Origin of the sequence: Pseudonocardia sp. (genome assembly GCF_035305885.1) — a bacterium.
Taxonomy (GTDB): Bacteria; Actinomycetota; Actinomycetes; order Mycobacteriales; family Pseudonocardiaceae; genus Pseudonocardia.
Window position 1 is genome coordinate 34,230 of the sequence record NZ_DATGOP010000083.1, and the last position, 18,905, is coordinate 53,134.

At 75.4% G+C, this 18,905-nt stretch carries 17 protein-coding genes and 1 pseudogene; 7 read left to right on the forward strand and 11 right to left on the reverse strand.

Features of this window, described 5'->3' with window-relative positions; translation table 11 throughout:
• From VKZ81_RS17405 to VKZ81_RS17420, 4 genes and pseudogenes are all read left to right on the forward strand, one after another.
• The gene (locus tag VKZ81_RS17405) at positions 1-360 is read left to right on the forward strand and encodes a DMT family transporter (RefSeq protein ID WP_324242633.1); all 360 of its coding nucleotides are present in this window, start codon (positions 1-3) and stop codon (positions 358-360) included.
• Positions 361-370: 10 nt separating this feature from the next.
• Positions 371-967: a TetR/AcrR family transcriptional regulator gene (locus VKZ81_RS17410; RefSeq protein ID WP_324242634.1), complete on the forward strand. Its 597-nt coding sequence runs from the start codon at positions 371-373 to the stop codon at positions 965-967.
• Positions 968-997: 30 nt separating this feature from the next.
• Positions 998-1,195, forward strand: a pseudogene (locus tag VKZ81_RS17415) (NIPSNAP family protein); the annotation flags it as partial.
• Between the two features lie 173 nt (positions 1,196-1,368).
• Positions 1,369-1,644 carry a hypothetical protein gene (locus tag VKZ81_RS17420; protein ID WP_324242635.1) on the forward strand — a complete coding sequence of 92 codons (276 nt, stop codon included), beginning with the start codon at positions 1,369-1,371 and terminating at the stop codon, positions 1,642-1,644.
• A 4-nt stretch (positions 1,645-1,648) separates the two neighbouring features.
• On the opposite strand, the gene VKZ81_RS17425 is transcribed toward VKZ81_RS17420, so the two are convergent.
• Both VKZ81_RS17425 and VKZ81_RS17430 read right to left on the reverse strand, forming a co-directional pair.
• Entirely contained in the window at positions 1,649-3,238 is a 1,590-nt protein-coding gene (locus tag VKZ81_RS17425) for an AbgT family transporter (protein WP_324242636.1), read from the reverse strand.
• Between the two features lie 19 nt (positions 3,239-3,257).
• Positions 3,258-4,586, reverse strand: a complete 1,329-nt coding sequence (locus VKZ81_RS17430) for a M20 family metallopeptidase (protein WP_324242637.1) — start codon at positions 4,584-4,586, stop codon at positions 3,258-3,260.
• 79 nt (positions 4,587-4,665) lie between these two features.
• Between VKZ81_RS17430 and VKZ81_RS17435 the strand changes: the two genes are divergently transcribed.
• Positions 4,666-5,178 (forward strand): MaoC family dehydratase, encoded by a 513-nt coding sequence (locus tag VKZ81_RS17435; protein ID WP_324242638.1) that lies wholly within the window; start codon positions 4,666-4,668, stop codon positions 5,176-5,178.
• On the opposite strand, the gene hrpA is transcribed toward VKZ81_RS17435, so the two are convergent.
• The 8 genes from hrpA to VKZ81_RS17475 form a co-directional block, all read right to left on the reverse strand.
• Positions 5,141-9,277: an ATP-dependent RNA helicase HrpA gene (gene hrpA, locus VKZ81_RS17440; protein WP_324242639.1), complete on the reverse strand. Its 4,137-nt coding sequence runs from the start codon at positions 9,275-9,277 to the stop codon at positions 5,141-5,143. The genes VKZ81_RS17435 and hrpA overlap by 38 nt on opposite strands.
• A 28-nt stretch (positions 9,278-9,305) precedes the next feature.
• Positions 9,306-9,566: a DUF8836 family protein gene (locus tag VKZ81_RS17445; protein ID WP_324242640.1), complete on the reverse strand. Its 261-nt coding sequence runs from the start codon at positions 9,564-9,566 to the stop codon at positions 9,306-9,308.
• Between the two features lie 37 nt (positions 9,567-9,603).
• Positions 9,604-11,016 (reverse strand): ABC transporter ATP-binding protein, encoded by a 1,413-nt coding sequence (locus VKZ81_RS17450; protein ID WP_324242641.1) that lies wholly within the window; start codon positions 11,014-11,016, stop codon positions 9,604-9,606.
• Positions 11,013-11,804 carry an ABC transporter permease gene (locus VKZ81_RS17455; protein ID WP_324242642.1) on the reverse strand — a complete coding sequence of 264 codons (792 nt, stop codon included), beginning with the start codon at positions 11,802-11,804 and terminating at the stop codon, positions 11,013-11,015. The genes VKZ81_RS17450 and VKZ81_RS17455 overlap by 4 nt, the downstream gene beginning before the upstream one ends.
• Positions 11,801-12,718, reverse strand: a complete 918-nt coding sequence (locus VKZ81_RS17460; protein WP_324242643.1) for an ABC transporter permease — start codon at positions 12,716-12,718, stop codon at positions 11,801-11,803. Before VKZ81_RS17460 ends, VKZ81_RS17455 begins: the two co-directional genes overlap by 4 nt.
• Complete coding sequence (locus VKZ81_RS17465; RefSeq protein WP_324242644.1) at positions 12,705-14,180, reverse strand: ABC transporter substrate-binding protein; 1,476 nt, start codon at positions 14,178-14,180, stop codon at positions 12,705-12,707. Before VKZ81_RS17465 ends, VKZ81_RS17460 begins: the two co-directional genes overlap by 14 nt.
• A 497-nt stretch (positions 14,181-14,677) precedes the next feature.
• Positions 14,678-15,505 (reverse strand): serine hydrolase domain-containing protein, encoded by an 828-nt coding sequence (locus VKZ81_RS17470; protein WP_324242645.1) that lies wholly within the window; start codon positions 15,503-15,505, stop codon positions 14,678-14,680.
• Positions 15,498-16,184, reverse strand: a complete 687-nt coding sequence (locus VKZ81_RS17475) for an SDR family NAD(P)-dependent oxidoreductase (protein WP_324242646.1) — start codon at positions 16,182-16,184, stop codon at positions 15,498-15,500. The genes VKZ81_RS17470 and VKZ81_RS17475 overlap by 8 nt, the downstream gene beginning before the upstream one ends.
• A gap of 25 nt (positions 16,185-16,209) precedes the next feature.
• On the opposite strand from VKZ81_RS17475, the gene VKZ81_RS17480 reads away from it, so the two are divergent.
• Positions 16,210-17,091 carry a DUF72 domain-containing protein gene (locus tag VKZ81_RS17480; RefSeq protein ID WP_324242689.1) on the forward strand — a complete coding sequence of 294 codons (882 nt, stop codon included), beginning with the start codon at positions 16,210-16,212 and terminating at the stop codon, positions 17,089-17,091.
• Positions 17,092-17,120: 29 nt separating this feature from the next.
• Positions 17,121-17,603 carry a CinA family protein gene (locus VKZ81_RS17485; protein WP_324242647.1) on the forward strand — a complete coding sequence of 161 codons (483 nt, stop codon included), beginning with the start codon at positions 17,121-17,123 and terminating at the stop codon, positions 17,601-17,603.
• Here VKZ81_RS17485 and VKZ81_RS17490 read toward each other — a convergent pair.
• Positions 17,600-18,769 carry an MFS transporter gene (locus tag VKZ81_RS17490; RefSeq protein WP_324242648.1) on the reverse strand — a complete coding sequence of 390 codons (1,170 nt, stop codon included), beginning with the start codon at positions 18,767-18,769 and terminating at the stop codon, positions 17,600-17,602. The genes VKZ81_RS17485 and VKZ81_RS17490 overlap by 4 nt on opposite strands.
• Positions 18,770-18,905 lie beyond the last annotated feature (136 nt).

Here is an 18,905-nt window from a genome sequence, read left to right on the forward strand (position 1 = left end):
GTGGCCACCCGGGAGCGCGCCCGCGAGGGGAGCAGGCGGGTGACCGGCTGGATGTGGTTGCTCGCCGCGGGCCTGGTCGAGATCGCGTGGGCGCAGAGCATCCCGCCCACGAAGGGGCTGACCCGGCTGTGGCCGAGCGTGCTGTGCATCGCGCTGTGCGCCGCGATCATCTGGCTGCTCGCGCGGGCGACGGCCGCGGGCGTGCCGGTCAGCACGGCCTACGTCGTGTTCACCGGGATGGGGGCGGCGGGCGCGGTGCTGCTCGGCCTCACCGTGCACCACGACCCGGTCACGCCGATGCGGATCGGCGCCCTCGTCCTGATCACGGGCGGGGTGCTGCTGGCCCACGCGGCTCATTAGCCTTCACCCGATGGCCGCCGTCGATCCGCCGCGCGTGGGGGCACCGCCCGCGGAACGCGCCGACGCCGCGCGCAACCGGGCGCGGGTGCTCGCCGCCGCCGCCGAGCTGTTCCGCAGCCGGGAGGACCCGCGGACCGTGACGATGGACGACGTGGCGCGCGCCGCGGGGGTCGGGCGGGCCACCCTGTACCGCCGCTACCCGGACGTCGTCTCGATCGCGGGGGCGCTGCTCGGCGAGCACGAGCGCGAGCTGCAGGAGCGGCTGCTGCGCGGCGCGCCCCCGCTGGGTCCCGGCGCCCCGCCCGCCGAGCGGCTGGCCGCGTTCTACGCCGCGATGGTGGAGCACCTGGAGCAGAACCTGCCGCTGTTGCTCGCGGTGGACGCGGGCGCGGCCCGGTTCGAGGTGGGCTCCTACGGGTTCTGGCGCGCGCACGTGCGGTCGCTGCTGGTGGAGGCGGGCGCAGAAGACCCGGACGCCGTGGTGGACGTGCTGCTCGCGCCGCTGGCGGCGGAGGTGTTCCGCTTCCAGCGCGCGAGCGGCGTGGCGCCCGCGCGGATCGCCGAGGCGCTCGGCCGGCTGGCCCACCGGGTCCTCGCGGGCGGCTGACCTGTCGGACCCCGGCCCTACGCTCCGCCGGTGACGATCATCGAGCTGCGGCAGTACACCCTGCACCCGGGCCGCCGGGACGAGCTGGTCGAGCTGTTCGAGCGGGAGTTCGTCGAGTCGCAGGAGGAGCTCGGCGCCCGCATCGTCGGCACGTTCCGCGACGTCGGCGACCCGGACCGGTTCGTGTGGGTCCGCTCGTTCCCCGACGTGGCCACCCGCCGCGCCGCCCTCGCCGGCTTCTACGGCGGGCCGGTGTGGCGCGAGCACGGCCCGGCCGCCAACGCCACGATGGTCGACTTCTCCGATGTGCTGCTGCTGGAGCCGGTCGGGCCCGGGTTCCCGACGCGCCACGGGCCGCCGTCGGGGCCGGCGCGCCGGGCCCGACGCGCGTCCTGGTCGTGGTGCGGACGGGTGCCGGCCTCGCCCCGGCCGCCGCCGACGCCGAGCGGCTGCTGGGGGTGGCGCCGGTGGTGGCCGCCACCGCGCCGCACCCCGACGACTTCCCGGCGCTGCCGGTGCGCGACGAGCAGGCGGTCGTCTGGTTCGCCTCCTACCCCGGCGCGGCGGCCGTGCGGGAGGCCCGCGACCGCCTCGCGGCCGAGCCGGGGTGGCGGGCGGGGGCGGCGTCGGTCCAGCTGCTGGAGCTGGAGCCCACCGCCCGCTCAGCCCTGCGCTGACCGGTCACGGGGCCACCCGCACCCCCACGCCGGGGCCGAGCGGGATGCCGAAGGCGTAGAAGACGGTGAGCACGAGCACCCACGCCACCCAGAACGGCACGACGAACGGCACCATCTTCGCGATCACCGTGCCCAGCCCGGCCTCGGGCTGGTAGCGCCGCACGAACGTCAGCAGCACGATCATGTACGGGTTCAGCGGCGTCACCACCTGCGTGGCGGCGTCGCCGACGCGGAAGGCGCCCTGGATGAACGCGGGCTCGTAGCCCAGCAGCAGGAACATCGGCACGAACACGCTCGCCATGAGCGTCCAGAGGCTCGACCCGGACACGACGAACAGGTTGAGCAGCGACGCGAGCACGACGAACCCGAGGATCGCCGGGTAGCCGGTCAGCCCGATGGCCTGGAGGAACTCCGCACCGGTCACGGCGAGCCACGCGCCGATGTTCGTCCAGGCGAAGAGCGCGATGAACTGGCCGAGGATGAACGCGAGCACGATGAACCCGGACAGGTCCTTCAGCGCCCTGCCCATCAGCAGCGGCACGTCCGAGCCGCGGCGGATGGTGCCCGCGTAGATGCCGAAGAACAGCGCGGGCACGAAGAAGCCGAGGAACACCAGCGTGACCACCGAGTCCAGCAGCGGCGACTTCGGCAGGTAGCCCCCGGCGTCGTTGCGCAGCGGGGAGTCCGGCGCGAACACCAGCGCCAGCACCGCCGCCACCAGCACGAGCAGCGCGACGCCCGCGGCCACGAGCCCGCGGCGCTCGGCGGGGGTGACGGCGGCGCTCGTCGGCTCCGCGGTCGGGTCCGCCTCGCCACCGCCGGCCGGGGCCTCCTCCGGCTCGGCCTCGGTGTCCGGGAAGCGGGAGCGCACCAGCCCCGGCTCCACCACGCGGTCGATGATCAGGCCCGCGATCAGGCTCAGCACGACCGCCGAGACGGCGTTGTAGAAGTAGTTCGAGATCGGGGTCACCGGCGTGCCGGAGACCGGCAGCGTGGTGGCCACCCCGTTGGTGATCCCCGCGAGCAGCGCGTCGAGGCTCGTCACGAGCAGCGACGTCGAATAGCCCGCGCCCACCGCGGCGAAGCCGCCGATCAGGCCCGCGACCGGGTGCCTGCCGGCGGCGGTGAACACGATCGCGGCGAGCGGCGGGATGATGATGAACGCCGAGTCGGCCATGACGCTGCCGCTGACGCCGACGAACCCGAGCGCGTACGGCAGAAGCCAGCGCGGCGCGCGCGAGAACACGAGCCGGATCAGCGCCGCGAGCAGGCCGCAACGCTCGGCGAGCCCGACCGCGAGCATGATCGTCACGACGGTCCGCAGCGGCGGGAACCCGATGAAGTTCTCCGCGAGCCCGGTGAAGAAGAACTCCAGCCCCGCGCCGCTCAGGGCGCCGCGCACGGGCGTCGGCTCGGCCTCGCCCGGGATCGTGACGCCCACCCCGAACGCGGCCATCACCGAGGAGAGCACCGCCACCACGAGCGTGAGCAGCACGAACAGCATGAAGGGCTCGGGCAGGCGGTTGCCGACCCGCTCGATCCCGTCGAGGAAGCGGTCGAGGCGGCCGGGTGGGGCGGACGGGCTGGTGCTCACGCGGCCTCCTTCTCGCCGGTCAGTCGAAGTACGTCGGAACGTCCAGCGGGCCGCCCGCGGCGGCGAACTCGGCGTGGACCGCCTCGCGCAGGGCGGGATCGGCGAGGTAGTCCACGGCGGTGAGGGCGAGCCCGACGGCGCCGTCGCGGACGGCGAGGTCGCCCGCGGGCCCACCGGCGGCCTCCGCGAAGGCCGCGGTGTGCAGGGCCACGGTCGGCTCGGACACCGCGATCATCGGGTGGATCGCGGGCATCCGGTAGCTGAGGTTGCCCAGGTCGGTGGAGCCGGTGAGGAACTCGGGCACGACCCCGGGCGGGAGCGGTTTGCGCCCGACCGGCTCCTGGTTGACCGCCCACCGGGCGGCGAGCGCGTGGTTGAAACGGATCGGCAGGTACGGCGGCAGCTGGTCCCAGCGCAGCTCGACGCCGCAGCCGTGCACCTCGGCCGCGCCGTGCGCGATCCGCGCCAGCCGCTCGGCGAGGTCGCGCAGCGTCTCGGGGGCCGCGGAGCGCAGGTAGAACAGCAGCGCGGCGCGTTCGGGGACCACGTTCGGCCGCTGCCCGCCGTCGGTGAAGATCCCGTGCACCCGGTCGGTGTCGGGCAGGTGCTGGCGCAGCGCGGCGACGCCCTGGTAGGCCGCGACCGCGGCGTCGAGCGCGTTGCGGCCCATGAACGGCTGCGCCGCGGCGTGCGCGGCGACCCCGTGGAAGACCATCTCGACCTGGCGGCGGCCGAGGAACGGGTGCATCGCGATGTCGTGCGTGAACGGGTGGAGCATGATCACGGCATCGACGTCGTCGAACACACCGGCGCGGGCGAGCTTCTCCTTGCCGCCGCCGCCCTCCTCGGCGGGGGTGCCGATCAGCGACAGCCGGCCGCCGAGGCGCTCGTGCACCCGGGCGGCGGCGAGGAACCCACCGACGGCGGTGGCGCAGATGATGTTGTGGCCGCACGCGTGGCCGATCCCGGGCAGCGCGTCGTACTCGGCGAGCACCGCGATGTGCGGGCCGTCCCCGCCGCGGGTCGCGACGAGCGCGGTGTCGAGGCCCCCGACACCGATCGTCGCGTCGTGCCCGTGCCGCTCCAGCAGGGCGGCCACCGCACGCACCGACCGGTGCTCGGCGTAGCCCTCCTCGGGGTGGGCGTGCAGGTCCCGGCTCAGCGCGACGAGCTCGTCGCCGTGCTCGCGCGCCGCGGCCAGCACGGCGGCGCGGACGTCGGCCGGCGCGCCGGCGTGCTCGGAGGTGATCGGCTCCGCCTCGCGGACCGCCCGTTCGGTGGCCGCCGTGAGCGAGCGCAGGTAGCTGTCGTCGGGCGGCACGGGGGTGGTGCGGTCGGGCTCGCACATGATCAGCACCCTAACCCGGGTCCACCCGTGCGTGGACCCTTCAACCGCCGTTGAAGCTTTCGCGACCGATCATGCGGGCATGACGCGTTCGCTCGGTCCCACCGACTTCGCCGCCCCGGTCGACGACCGCTGGTTCGACGACTACGCGCCCGGGGCGCGGTACTCCTACGGCTACATCGACGTCGACGAGGAGGAGATCGTCCGGTTCGCCGAGGAGTTCGACCCGCAACCGATCCACGTCGACCGCGGGTTCGCCGACGCAGGCCCGTTCGGCGGGATCATCGGCAGCGGCTGGCACTCGGCCGGGCTCGCGATGCGGCTGCTCGCCGAGCACTACCTGTCGCGGGTCGCGAGCCTCGCCTCGCCCGGCGTCGACGAGCTGCGCTGGCGGGTGCCGCTGCGACCGGGGGACCGGGTGCACCTGCGCGCCACCGTGGTGGAGGCGCGGCCGTCGCGCTCCAAGCCCGACCGCGGCCTGGTCGTCACCGACGTCGAGCTGGTCAACCAGGACGGCGGGGTGCCGATCTCCTTCCGGGCCATGAACCTGCTCGCCATCAGGCCAGATCGTCGAGCGCCTTCTGGATCCGCTTGATCGAGACCGGGTACCGGGTGCGCATCGGCTGGGCGTACAGGCCCACCCGCAGCTCCTCGATCATCCAGCGGATCTCGCGCAGCTGCGGCGACGGCTCGACGCCCGGGGGCAGCGTGGCGAGCTCGGCGGCGTACTCGTCGGCCACCGCGCGGACCTGCGCGGTCCACTCCGCGTCGCGGGCCGGGTCGGCGCGCAGCTTCTCGATCCGCCGCTCGACGGCCTCCAGGTAGCGCGCGATGTCGGGTAGCCGGGCGGCGCCCGCCTCGGTGACGAAGCCCGGCTTCACCAGGGCGTCGACCTGGGCCGTGATGTCGGCCACACCGTCGGCGAGCACCGGGGCGCGCAGGTCGGCGAGCTGCGCCTGGACACGGTGCCAGACCACCAGCACGCCGCGCACGGCCCGCAGCACCTGCGTCGTGGTGGCCGCGAGCCGGTCGCGGTGCAGCGCCCGCAGCCGCGCGTAGGAGCGCTCGTCCCAGGCCGGGCCGCCCGCGGCGGCGATCAGGTGGTCGGAGGCGGCCGTGACGCAGTCGTCGAGCAGCGCGGCCACCGACCCGTGCGGGTTGCGGGAGAGGGCGAGCTTCGCGGCGTTGTCCAGGTCGCGCTGCACCTGCCGCACCGGCGAGGGCGTCTCCAGCAGCAGGAGCCGCCGGACGCCGCGGTGGTGGGCCGGATCGCGCTCGGCCGCGGTGGGGAACACCCGGACGTCGACGCTCGTGCCCCGGTCCACCAGCCCGGGGTAGCCGGTGACGGTGTGCGCGCCACGCCGGATCGGGTGCTCGCGCGGAAGCGTGCCGAACGACCAGGTGGTGGCGCCGGTCTTCTCGATGTCGACGCCCGCGGCGGCGAGCTCCGCGCGCACCTTCGGGGCGAGCTGACGGCGCAGCGCCTCCAGGTCGGTGTCGCGGGCCACCTCGTTGCCCGCCTCGTCGACCACCCGGAACGTCACCGTGAGGTGCTCGGGCAGCCGGTCGAGCTCCCACGCCTCGCGCGGGATCTCCACACCGCGCATCCGGCCGAGCTCGCGTTCCAGGGCGTCGAGCAGCGGCTCGCGCCCGGCCTGCACGCGCGCGAGCACCGCGCGGGCGTGGTCCGGGGCGGGGGAGAACAGCCGGCGCAGGTGCTTGGGCAGCGTCCGGATCAGGGCGGTGACCAGCTCCTCGCGCAGCCCGGGCACCTGCCAGGTGAACGGGGTGGGGTCGACCTGGTGCAGCGCCGCGACCGGCACGTCCACGGTGACGCCGTCGCGGTGCGCGCCCGGCTCGAACGCGTACGACAGCGGCAGGGTGAGCCCGCCCGCCTCGACGTGGTCGGGGTAGGCGGAGCGGTCGACGTCCGCGGCCTGCTCGGTGCGGAGCATCTCCTCGGTGAAGTCGAGCAGGTCGGGCCTTTTCCGCGACTCCTTCTTCCACCAGGAGTCGAAGTGCCGCCCGGAGACGACGTGCTCGGGGATGCGTTCGTCGTAGAACGCGACGAGCGTCTCGGAGTCGACGACGAGGTCCCGGCGGCGGGCCCGGTGCTCCAGCTCCTCGACGTCTTCCAGCAGCTCCCGGTTGGCGTGGAAGAAGCGGTGCCGGGTGTCCCAGTCGCCCTCGACGAGGGCGTGCCGGATGAACAGCTCGCGCGAGGTCTCGGGGTCGATGCGGCCGTAGTCGACGGTGCGGCCGACGACGATCGGGATCCCGTACAGCGTGACCCGCTCGGTCGCCACGGCCGCGGCGCGCTTGCGGGACCAGCGCGGCTCGGAGTACGAGCGTTTGACCAGGTGCCCGGCGAGCGGCTCGATCCACTCGGGCTGGATGCGGGCGGTGGTGCGGGCGAACAGCCGCGACGTCTCGACGAGCTCGGCGGCCATCACCCACCGCGGCGGCCGCTTCGCGAGCGGCGAGCCGGGGAAGATCATGAAGCGGGCGCCCCGCGCCCCGAGGTACTCCCGGCCCGCGCCGCGCCGGTCCTTGCCGCGGTCACCGCGCTCGGGGCCGTCGTCGCGCAGCCCGATCTGCGACAGCAGGCCCGACAGCACCGAGATGTGGATGCGGTCGGGGTCGGCGTCGGTGTCGTTGGGGGTGAGGCCGGCGTTGCGGGCGGCCTGCCGCAGCTGCGCGTGCAGGTCCCACCACTCGCGGACCCGCAGGTAGTTCAGGAACTCCTCGCGCAGCAGGCGGCGGAACCTGTTGCCGGACAGCTCCTCGCGCTTCTCGGCGAGGTAGCGCCACAGGTTGAGGAAGGCGAGGAAGTCCGAGCCCTGCGCGTCGAGGGTGACGCCCTGTGCGGTGAACTCCCCGCTGAACCGGGCGTGCTTCGCGTCGGCCGCCTGGCGCTGCTCGGCCGGCCGCTCGCGCGGGTCCTGCACCGACAGCGCGGCGGCGATGATCAGCACCTCGCGCAGGCAGCCGTTGCGGTCGGCCTCGACGAGCATCCGGCCCAGCCGCGGATCGACGGGCAGGGCGGCGAGCGCCCGGCCGATGGGGGTGAGCTTGCGCCCGTCGAGCGCGCCCAGCTCCTGCAGCAGCGCGATGCCGTCGGCCACCGCGCGCGGGTCCGGGCGCTCGACGAACGGGAAGTCGGTGAGCTCGCCCAGGTCCAGCGAGATCATCTGCAGCACGACGGAGGCGAGGTTCGTGCGCAGGATCTCCGGGTCGGTGAACTCCGGGCGGGCGTTGAAGTCGTCCTCGCTGTAGAGGCGGATGCAGATGCCGTCGGCGACCCGGCCGCAGCGGCCCGCCCGCTGGTTGGCGCTGGCCTGCGAGATCTTCTCGATCGGCAGCCGCTGCACCTTGAGCCGCCGCGAGTAGCGGGAGATGCGGGCGGTGCCGGTGTCGATCACGTAGCGGATGCCGGGGACGGTGAGCGAGGTCTCCGCGACGTTGGTCGCGAGCACGATCCGGCGGCCGGGGTGCGGCGCGAACACCCGGTGCTGCTCCGCGGTGGACAGCCGCGCGTAGAGCGGGAGGATCTCGGTGTTGCGGAAGTCGCGCCTGGCCAGCGCCTCCGCGGCCTCGCGGATCTCGCGCTCGCCGGGCAGGAACACGAGGATGTCGCCGTCGCCCTCGCGCTGCAGCTCGGCCACGGCGTCGCCGATGGCGTCGAGCTGGTCGCGGTCCGGGTCGTGGTCGGGGTCGTCGAGGTCGACGACGGGGCGGTAGCGGATCTCCACCGGGTAGCTGCGGCCGGAGACCTCGACGACCGGGGCCTTGAAGTGTTCGGCGAACCGCTCCACGTCGATCGTCGCCGAGGTGATGATCACCTTGAGGTCGGGGCGGCGGGGGAGCAGCTGCGTGAGGTAGCCGAGGATGAAGTCGATGTTGAGGCTGCGTTCGTGGGCCTCGTCGATGATCAGCGTGTCGTACTGGCGGAGCATCTTGTCGCCGGCCAGCTCGGCGAGCAGGATGCCGTCGGTCATCAGCTTGACCAGCGTCCGCTCGCCGACGTGGTCGGTGAAGCGGACCTTCCAGCCGACGATGTCGCCCAGCTCGGTGCCCAGCTCCTCGGCGATGCGGGTGGCGACGGTGCGCGCGGCGAGCCGGCGCGGCTGGGTGTGGCCGATCAACCCGCGCCGGCCGCGGCCGAGCTCGAGGCAGATCTTCGGCAGCTGGGTGGTCTTCCCGGAGCCGGTCTCGCCCGCGACGATCACGACCTGGTGGTCGCGGATGGCCGCGGCGATGTCGTCGTGGCGGGCGCTGACCGGCAGCGACTCCGGGTAGCGGATGGTGAGCTCGGCGGATCGCCGCGCCTCCATCCGCCGCTCGGCGGCCTCGACCTCCGCGACGAGCCCGGCCGCGGCGCGGGCGCGCGCAACGGCGTTGCGGGTGCGCCGCACCGTCTCGAGGCGGCGGCCGAGCCGATGCTCGTCCTGCAGCGAGAGGGCCGGGATGCGTTCGGCGAGCGCGTCCAGCTCCGCGTCGTCGACCGGGCGGACCTCGCCCGTGGGTACCGGTACGCCTTCGCCGGCGGCGCCGGGGCGGGGCCTGCGCCTGCCGCGGCGGCGGGGACGGGCCGGGCGCCCACCGTCGCGGGAGGGGACGGCGGGCGTGGAGGACTGATCCGAGGGCCGGGCGTCAGGGCGCGCGTCGGCGGCTCGGGCCGCGGGAGAGGACATCGATGCGGAAGTCTGCCTGGGTCGGGGGTCAGACCGAGCGTAGGGCGGGGACGAGCTCGTCCGCGACCGGGTTGTCGGTGGCGGGGTGCTCCACCAGCGCCAGCACGCGGTTGGCGAGGAACCGGGCCGTGCGCACGGTGGTGCCGCCCCGGGTGATCTCGCTGACCTCGACCACACCGCGCCCGTGCGTGACGACCACCTTCCTGCCCGCGCGCGTGGCCTCGATCTCGTAGGTGCGCGTGGTGCCGCTGCCGGCGTCGATGACGATCTCTACCCGGTCGCCCTTCATGGCGATCGCCGCCCTTGCTGTTGGTGGGACTCGGTTCCTACAACTCGCTCCTCCCGTCACGTATTCCCAGTTCAGCGAGTCGAACCACGCGGTCGGCGTAGGAGTTCACGCGCGCCCGGTCGTGGCTTGCGACCACCACGGCGCACCCGCGGTCGGCGACCTCCCGCAGCAGTCGGGAGACGCCCGCCGCGACGGTGGGGTCGAGCGCGGCGGTCGGCTCGTCGGCGACGATCAGCTCCGCCCTGCCGGCCAGCGCCCTGGCGATCGCGACCCGCTGGCGCTGTCCACCCGAGAGCTGGTGGGGGCGCGCGCCGAGGTGACGGTGGTCCAGGCCGACGGCGGCGAACAGCCGCTCGACCTCGGCCCTCGTCGCACCCGCCTCCGCCACCGACCGCCAGGCCGGCCAGCGCGGGTCGAGGCTCGCCGCCACGTCCTGGAAGATCGGCATCACGAACCCGGGCCGCGGCCTGCGCGGCCGCCTGCCGCTCCAAACGTCGACGCCGCCGAGCCGGACCGTGCCCGACGCGGGTCGGTGCAGCCCGGCGAGCGCCCGCAGCAGCGTGGTCTTCCCGCCACCGGACGGTCCGTGGACGCCGAGCACCTCGCCCGCCCGCACCTGGAGGTCCACGTCGACGAGCACGGGCCCGCTGCCCGGGTGGGCCAGCGTGACCCGCTCCAGGGCCGCCACGGGGGCGCCCCGGGTCGCAGCATGGTGGCCGTGCGGCAACCGGGCGGCGGCGCCCGGGAGCGCGGCGAGCAGCTCGCGGGTGTGCGGGTGGCTCGCCCGCGCGGCCAGTGCCGCCACCCCGCCGCGGTCGACCCGGACCCGCTCGACCACCCGGCCGCGCTCCAGCACGTGCACCTCGTCGGCGTGGCGGGTCAGCAGGGCGAGGTCGTGGCCGGCGACGAGCACCGAGCGGGCGCTGCGGACGAGGGTGGTCATCGCGGCCTCGGCGGCGTCCGCGTCGAGGGCGGAGGTGGGTTCGTCGGCGAGCAGCAGCGGGGGCGCGTGCGCGGTCGCCGCGACGAGGTCGGCTCGCTGCAGCATCCCGCCCGACCAGGTGTGCGGCCTGCGGCGCAGCGCGCCGGGCGCGACGCCGAGCGCGGCGAGCCGCCGGGCGATGTGCCCGCGCGGCGGGCGCTGCCCGTGCGCCCGCCAGGCCTCGGCGACGTGGTGCCCGACCGGCCACACCGGGTCGCACGAGCCGAACGGGTCCTGTGCGACGTAGCCGACCTCGACGCCGCGCCGCAGGCGGTCGGGCCGGATCGTCCCGGACACCGCCGCCGACGCCGGCAGCACCCCGAGCACCGCGTCGAGCAGCGTGCTCTTGCCCGAGCCGGACTCCCCGATCAGCGCGACGACCTCGCCGTCGGCGACGGTCAGGTCCACCTCGCGCAGGGCGGTGACGTTCCCGTAGCGCACCGAGAGGCGCTCGACGGCGAGCCTCACGGGGCCTCCCGGGCGAGCGCGTCGCCGAGCAGCGACGCGCCCGCCACGCTGAGCACGATCAGCGCGCCGGGCACGACCACCAGCCACGGCGCCTGCCCGGCGACCGTGGTGCTCTCGGCCACCATCTGCCCCCACTCCGCCGTGGGCGGCGCGACGCCCAGCCCGAGGAACGACAGACCGGCCAGACCCAGCACCACCTCGCCGAGGCCGAGCGTGGCCACCGCGGCGACGCCACCCGCCGTCGCGGGCACGACGTGGCGCAGCGCGGCGACCGGGCGCGCCACCCCGGCGAGCTCGGCCGCCACGACGTAGGGCCGGTGCAGCAGGCCGGCGGCGAAGGTGCGGGCGTAGCGGGCGAGCGGGGCCCACCCGGCGAGGGCCATCGCGACGACGAGGTTGGTCAGGCCGGGGCCGAGCACGCCCACGACGGCGAGCGCGAGCACGAGCTGGGGGACGGCGAGGACGACGTCGACGACGCGGGAGAGCACGGTGTCGACCCACCCGCCCGCCACGGCGGCGGTCACCCCCACGAGGAGGCCGACCGCGGCCGAGACGGCCGTGACGACGACCGCGGCGCCGAGCGAGGTGGGCACCCCGGCCGCGGCCCGCGCCAGCACGTCCCGCCCGGCCTGGTCGGTGCCGAGCGGGTGGGACGGGCTCGGCGCGGCCAGCCGGTTCGCGTAGTCGGTGGCGTCCGGGTCCGGGCCGAGCAGCGGGACGGCGAGCGCGGCCACGGCGAGGAGGACGAGCACCGCCGCCCCCGTCCACAGCTCGGCGCGCCTGCTCATCGGGCCCTGCCCGGGTCGACGGCGGCCGCGGCGAGGTCGGCGAGCGTGTTCGCGACGACGTAGGCCAGCACGCCGAGCAGCACGGTGCCCTGCACCACCGGGACGTCCCGCGCGACGATCGCCTCGACCAGGTACGGGCCGACGCCCGGCCACGTGAAGATCGTCTCGACGACGGCGGCGCCCGCGAGCAGCGAGCCGACCGTCATCCCGATCGCGGTGAACAGCGGCGGGCTCGCCCCGGGCAGGACGTGCACGAGCAGCACCCGCAGCCGCCCCGCGCCGCGCGCCCGCGCCACCTGGACGTGCCGCCGCGCCCGGACCTCCAGCATCGCGGCCCGCAGCACCCGCGCCCACACGGCGGCCGCGGCGAGCGCGAGCGGGACGGCGGGCAGCACCGCCCCGCCCCACGAGCCGTCGGCGAGCACCCGCCCGATGCCGAGCCGCACCACGACGACCTCCAGCAGCAGGGTGCCGACCACGAAGCTGGGCACCGCGGCGCCGAGGAACACCAGCCCGCGCGCGGCGAGGTCGGCGCGGCGGTGCTGCGCGATGAGCGCGAGCGGCACCGCGAGCAGCAGTGCGAACCCCAGCGCGACGGCGGCGAGCCGCAGCGTGGCCGGGAGCCGGTCGGCGAGCTCGGCGGCGACCGGGGCGCCGCTGCGCCACGACCGGCCGAGGTCGCCCGTCGCCGCGGCGAGCAGCCACCGCCCGAGGCGCACCGGGGCGGGCTCGTCCAGCCCGAGCTCGGCGCGCAGGGCGGCGACCTGGGTGGGGGTGGGGTTGCCCACGCCGTTCGCGACGAGCACGCGGCGGGCCGGGTCCCCGGGGGCGAGCAGCTGCAGCGACCACACGAGGACCGCCGCCCCGACGAGCGTGACCGCGGCCTGCGCGATGCGGCGGCTAGGTCCGCGCACCGAGGTGGTGGAGGACCGACGACGGCCGGTAGCCCGCGAAGGTCTCGCCGACGATCGCGGGCGACGCGCGCTGGGCGACGATCACGACGTAGGCGTTGGCCGCGATGATCTGCTGCGCCCGCTCGAGCAGGGGTCGGCGCGCCGCCTCGTCCGGGCTGGCCTCGAGCTGGGCGACGAGCGTGTCCAGCTCGGGGTCGGCCACACCGCCGAAGTTGCGTTGCGCGCCCGTGGTGAGGAACGACCGCAGCGGGCCGATCGGGTCGTAGGTGTAGCCGAGGGTTCCGTCGAAGCTCAGCCCGACGTCCCACCCGGCCGGGTCGCGCATGGCCGCGTAGTTGTCGTCGACGCTTGCGATCGCCACGTCGAACCCCAGCGGGCGCAGCTGGGACTGGAGCGCGACGGCGACGGTGCGGGTATCGGGCTGGGATCCGTAGGTCAGCACCGTGATGGCGAGGCGCACGCCGTCGCGCTCCCGGACGCCGTCCGGGCCGGGGGCCCAGCCCGCGGCGTCGAGCAGGCGGGCGGCCTCGGCCGGATCGGTGCGCTGCGTGGGCAGCGCGTAGTCGACGACGTCGGGGAACAGGCCGGTGGGCGTCCGGTAGGGGACGCCGAGGACGTCCTCGGCGAGCCCGCGGTAGTCGACGCCGAGCGCGAACGCGCGCCGGACGGCGAGGTCGTCCATCGGGGCCTTGCGCAGGTTGGGGATCGCGCGCAGGTGCTGCAGCGGCTGGGCGGCGACGGCCACGGACGGCCCGCCGCCGTCGGCGAACCGGGCGAGCGCCTCGGTGGGCGGGTAGAGCGCGATGTCGGCCTCCCCGCTGCGCACGGCGAGCACGCGGGCCTGCGGGTCCGGCACGAACCGGACGCGGGCGCCGTCGAGGCGGACCTCGCCGCCCCAGTACTCCGGGTTGCGCTCGAGCACCAGCTCGTCGGCGGTGAGGCTGCGCACCCGGAACGGGCCGGTGTAGATGTCGCCCGCGGGTTCCGAGGCGGTGGGGTCGAAGACCGACACGCCCTGCTCGTCGGCGAGCAGGTGGGGGAGGTTCCCGACCGGCCTCGGGGTGGTGAGCTGCACCGTGCGCTCGTCGACCACCCGCACCTCGCCGCCGCCGAGCGCGTCGCGGACGAGCGCGTTCTCCGCGAGGTGGCGGTGGAGGACCGCGGCGAGCGCCTCGGCGGTCAGCGGGTTGCCGTTGGCGAAGCGGACGCCGGGGCGCAGGCGCAGCAGCCAGGACGTCGGCGACTCCGGCTCGAGCGACTCCAGCAGCCACGGCTCGACGCGGCCGTCCTCGGTGGCGCGCATGAGCAGCTCGCCGTAGCCCCACTCGGGTGACCACAGGCCCTGCGCGATCGGGTCGAGGCTGCGGACCGTGTACGGGGTGACCACCCGGACGACGGCGTCTTCCCGCGGTGGGGCGTCCGGTGTGCCGCACGCGGCGAGGACCAGGGGTACGACGAGCACGGAGAGCCATCGGCAGGCCACGGACGGGCACTGCACTACAGATGACAATGATTGTCAAGAGTGGGGGCGGCGCTGTCGGGGGCAGCGCCGCCCGGGCAGCCGCATCAACGGCGGCGGGATACGCCGGACGCGGCAGGTCGAGGGGATGGAAGTCGTCCGAGCCGGGCGCCGGTCGCCTCACGGCGCGCGGCACGCCCCGCGGGGCGGCGAAAGGGTGGGACCCGGGGACTCGGGTCGCCCGGCGTCGGACGCTTCTTCCAACCATCCCGAGCCGGGATCTGTTCCCAGCTCGTGAGGGGTGTCCGGACCGAGCGCTGGTCGCCTCGCGGCGCATGGCGCAACACGGCTCCAGCCGAACGGTATTCCGTGAAGGCTCTTGATATGTGAGACCCGGGGACACAGGTCGCCCGGCCCGGACACGCTCTACAACGGGCGACCGCCGCGGATGATTCCCGGCCACCCCCGTCGAGCCGGGGTCCTACCCGGCGTGATCATCGTCACCCGTCCCGGAGGGCGGCGAGGACCCCGTCGGTGTAGCGGGGCCACGCCTCGACCGCCCAGCGGCCGAAGTCGCGGTCGGTCAGCACCACGCACGCGGTCCGCACGTCGGGGTCCACCCACAGGAACGTGCCGGACTGGCCGAAGTGGCCGAAGGTGCGCGGTGAGCTGTTCGCGCCGGTCCAGTGGGGCGACTTGCCGTCCCGGATCTCGAAGCCGAGGCCCCAGTCGTTGGGCGTCTGTCGGCCGAAGCCGGGCAGGACGCCGTCGAGGCCGGGGAAGGCGACCGTGGTGGCCTCGTCGAGGGTCTCGCGGTGCACGAGGGTGGGGGAGAGCAGCTCGGCGGCGAACCGGGCGAGGTCCGCGGCCGTCGACACCCCGCCGGCGGCGGGGGAGCCCTCGAGCCGCGTGTTCGCCATGCCGAGCGGGGCGAGCACGGCCTCGTGCAGGTACTGCGCGAACGGCATCCCGGCGGCCTCGGCGATCGTCTCGCCCAGCACCTCGAACCCGACGTTCGAGTAGATCCGCCGCGTGCCCGGCTTCGCCTGCACGACGCCGTCGGAGTACGACAGCCCGGAGGCGTGCGCGGCGAGGTGGCGGACCGTCGAGCCCTCGGGGCCCGCGGGCGTGTCCCACTCCACCGCGCCCTCCTCGACGGCGACGAGCACCGCGTAGGCGGCGAGCGGCTTCGTCACCGATGCGAGCGCGAACTCCCGCTCCGTCTCGCCCGCGGTGGCGAGCACCCCGGACGGGTCGACCACCGCGGCGGCGGCGTGGCCCACCGGCCAGTCGAGCACGGCACCGACGGCCGTCCGCAGCTCAGGCATCGCCGTACACCGGGATCGCGGCGCCGCTGATCGGGGCGGCGTCCGGGCTGCAGAGGAACGCGATGACCTTCGCGATCGCCTCCGGCGCGACCGCGCGCTCGATCTGCTTCGGGGTCATCCACTCGCGGTTGGCGGGCGTGTCGATCGTCGAGGGCAGCACCGCGTTGACGCGGATGCGGCCGGCGCGCAGCTGTTCAGCCAGCACCGTGGTGAGCCGCACGACCGCGGCCTTGCTGGTGGCGTGTGCGATCGTGGCGGGGCCGCTCACGGCGGTGCGCGACCCGACCGTCACGATCGCGCCGCCGCCCCGCGCCGCGATCCGCGGCGCCGCCGCCTGGGCCGCCCACAGCGCGGTGGAGAAGTTGGAGTGCCACAGCGCCTCCATCCGCTCCTCGTCGATCTCGGCGAGGGAGCCGGGTGCGAACCCGCCCGCGAGCGCGACGAGCGCGTCCGGTTCGACGGGCAGCGCGTCCACCTCGGCGAACGCGGCCTGCACCGCGGCGCGGTCGGCGAGGTCGACGGGGACGGCGTGCACGCCGTCCCGTCTGCCGAGCGCGTCCAGCCGTTCGCCGGGCCGGGCCAGCGCCACCACGGGGCGGCCCGCGGCGCGGAACTCCGCCACCACGGCGTGCCCCAGCGCGCCCGCCGCCCCCGTCACGATCACTGCGCCGGTGTCCACCCGGCCATCCTGCCCCGGCCCTGGAATGCTCGCGCGGGTGGCAGGGGTTTGGGTCGGAACCTCGGGCTGGCGGTACCCGCCGTGGCGCGGCACGTTCTACCCCCGGGGCCTCGCGCAGCGCCGTGAGCTGCAGTACCTGTCGCGGCGGGTCAGCAGCATCGAGATCAACGGTTCCTTCTACTCGCTGCAGCGGCCCGAGTCCTACCGCGCCTGGGCCGCCCAGACGCCCGACGACTTCGTCTTCTCCGTGAAGGGTGGGAGGTTCATCACCCACCTCAAGCAGCTGCGCGAGGTGGCGACGCCGCTCGCCAACTTCTTCGCCTCCGGGGTGCTCGCGCTGGGCCGGAAGCTGGGCCCGGTGCTGTGGCAGCTGCCGCCGCGCATGCCGTTCGACCCGGCGCGCCTCGAGCCGTTCCTCGCCATGCTGCCGCGCAGCACGGCGGCCGCCGCCGAGCTCGCCGCCCACCACGACGAGCGGCTCGACGGCAGGGTGCACCTCGAGGTCGACGACGACCGGCCGCTGCGGCACGCCCTCGAGGTGCGGCACCCGACGTTCTGCCGCCCCGAGTTCGTCGAGCTGCTGCGCGAGCAGGGCGTCGCGCTCGTGGTCGCCGACACCGCAGGCACGTGGCCGCACCTGGAGGACGTGACCGCCGACTTCGTCTACGTCCGCCTGCACGGCGACACCGAGCTCTACACCAGCGGCTACACCGCGGAGGCGCTCGATGCGTGGGCGGCGAAGGTGCGGGCGTGGCGGGACGGGCGCGCCCCGACCGGCGAGTTCACGGTGGCGCCGCCGGCGGACGAGGCGCCCGGGGGCCGCGACGTCTTCGTCTACTTCGACAACGACGTCAAGGTGCACGCGCCGTACGACGCCATCGCCCTGATGCAGCGGCTGGCCGAATGATCGGTCGCGCCCGCGGGTACGGGACGCGGGTGCAGAACGAGGCCCGGGACCGGCTTGCGGACGAGATCTCGAAGGCGGCGCGGCGCCGCGGCGTCACCGTCGCCGTCGCCGAGTCGCTGACCGGGGGGATGGTGGCCACGGCGCTCGCCGCGGCCGAGGCGGCGAGCGAGTGGTTCCGCGGCTCGCTCGTGGCCTACTCGAGCGAGGTCAAGCACGACGTGCTCGACGTCCCCGACGGGCCCGTCGTGAGCCCGGAGGCGGCCGAGGCGATGGCGGCGGGAGTGCGCCGGCTGCTCTCGGCGGACCTCGCCGTCGCCGTGACCGGCTCGGGCGGGCCGTCGGCGCAGGACGGTCAGGAGCCGGGCACCGTGTTCGTGGCCGTCGACGACGGCTCCCGCACCAGCGTGCAGCGCCTCGACCTCGACGGCGAGCCGGGCGAGATCTGCGCCGAGTCGGCCGAGCACACGCTCCGCCTGCTGCTCGCGGGGCTCGAGGGCTGGCTCGGGGGCTAACGCGTCGCGAGCTGCTCGGCGCCCTCCCGGTGGGCGATCAGCATCCGCCTGCCGAGCACCATCAGGACGCCGGCCAGCAGCATCGCCGCCGCGGCCGCGAGCCACGCCACCGGGAACGACGCGCGCGCGGCGATGAACCCGAACGCGATCGGCCCGGCGAACCCGCCGCCGTACACGCCGACCTGGACGATCGACGTCGCCGCCGCGGGCGCCGACGGGTGCAGCCGCACCACCGCGAACTGCAGCAGTCCCGGCCACGACCAGCCCAGCCCGAAGCCCAGCACCGTGCCGATCACGAGCGCGGCCGGGGCGGGCACCGCGAGCAGGACCAACCCCGCCGCGCCGAGCATGAGGCTCCCGGCGACGACCGCGATGTGCCCGCCCGACCTGCGGTCGGCGAGCCAGCCGTTGACCAGCCGCAGCGTGAGGCCGACCACGCTGCCCATGGTCAGCGTCAGCCCGGCGAGGCCCGGGTCGATGCCGCGGTCGACGGCCGCCGCCACCAGGAAGATGCCCAGGGCCGTGGCTGCACCCGCACCGAGCCCGGCGGCCAGGCCGATCACGCTGAGCGCACCCGTCGCGCGCTCGCCCGCCGCGGCGGAGCCGCGCTCCCGGCCGTCCGCCCCGCGCGGGGCCAGCAACAGCGCGCCGAGCGCGAGCGCCGCCCCGATCACGTACGCCCACCGCCAGCCGATCGTCAGCGCGACGGCGGGCACGGCCGCGCCCGACAGCAGCGTCGCGATCGGGATCGCGGCCTGTTTGATCCCGAACGACAGGCCGAGCCGGGTGGCGGGCACGTGCCGGGCGAGGGTCAGGTTCGACGAGAGCTGGCCCAGCACGTTGCACCACGCGCAGCACAGCAGCATCGTCACCAACGCCGGGTAGGAGCGGGCGAACGCCGCGATCGCCGACATCGCGCACGCGGTGCCGAGCACCGCGACGCGGCTGGTGACCCCGGAGCCGTACCGCTCGACCAGCCAGCCGCACGGCAGCGACGCCACCGCGCTGATGCCGAAGTAGAGGGCGACCACCAGGCCGAGGCCCGCGGGGTCGAACCCCAGCTCGGCCGAGATCTGCACCGTCAGCGCGCCGGTCAGGAAGACCGGCAGGACGGACGCCGTCGTGGTGGTGACGGCGCCGATCGCCGCTCGCAGCGGACGAGCCATATGAGCAATGCTAAGCGCTTGGGCGGTCCGGGCCGGTGTGAGCGCGCACCCAGCCCGCGACGCACGCACATCCAGAACGCGACTCGCCGAGTGCGTCGGCGAGTCGCGTTCTGCGTGTCGGCGAGTCGCGGGCCGG

What these genes read in the sequence shown, in the direction of transcription:
- VKZ81_RS17410 (WP_324242634.1), top strand. Translation starts at nt 371, where the DNA reads ATGGCCGCCGTCGATCCGCCGCGCGTGGGGGCACCGCCCGCGGAACGC.
- VKZ81_RS17430 (WP_324242637.1), bottom strand. Translation starts at nt 4,586, where the DNA reads ATGTGCGAGCCCGACCGCACCACCCCCGTGCCGCCCGACGACAGCTAC.
- VKZ81_RS17435 (WP_324242638.1), top strand. Translation starts at nt 4,666, where the DNA reads ATGACGCGTTCGCTCGGTCCCACCGACTTCGCCGCCCCGGTCGACGAC.
- hrpA (WP_324242639.1), bottom strand. Translation starts at nt 9,277, where the DNA reads ATGTCCTCTCCCGCGGCCCGAGCCGCCGACGCGCGCCCTGACGCCCGG.
- VKZ81_RS17445 (WP_324242640.1), bottom strand. Translation starts at nt 9,566, where the DNA reads ATGAAGGGCGACCGGGTAGAGATCGTCATCGACGCCGGCAGCGGCACC.
- VKZ81_RS17455 (WP_324242642.1), bottom strand. Translation starts at nt 11,804, where the DNA reads ATGAGCAGGCGCGCCGAGCTGTGGACGGGGGCGGCGGTGCTCGTCCTC.
- VKZ81_RS17470 (WP_324242645.1), bottom strand. Translation starts at nt 15,505, where the DNA reads ATGCCTGAGCTGCGGACGGCCGTCGGTGCCGTGCTCGACTGGCCGGTG.
- VKZ81_RS17480 (WP_324242689.1), top strand. Translation starts at nt 16,210, where the DNA reads ATGCTCGCGCGGGTGGCAGGGGTTTGGGTCGGAACCTCGGGCTGGCGG.
- VKZ81_RS17490 (WP_324242648.1), bottom strand. Translation starts at nt 18,769, where the DNA reads ATGGCTCGTCCGCTGCGAGCGGCGATCGGCGCCGTCACCACCACGACG.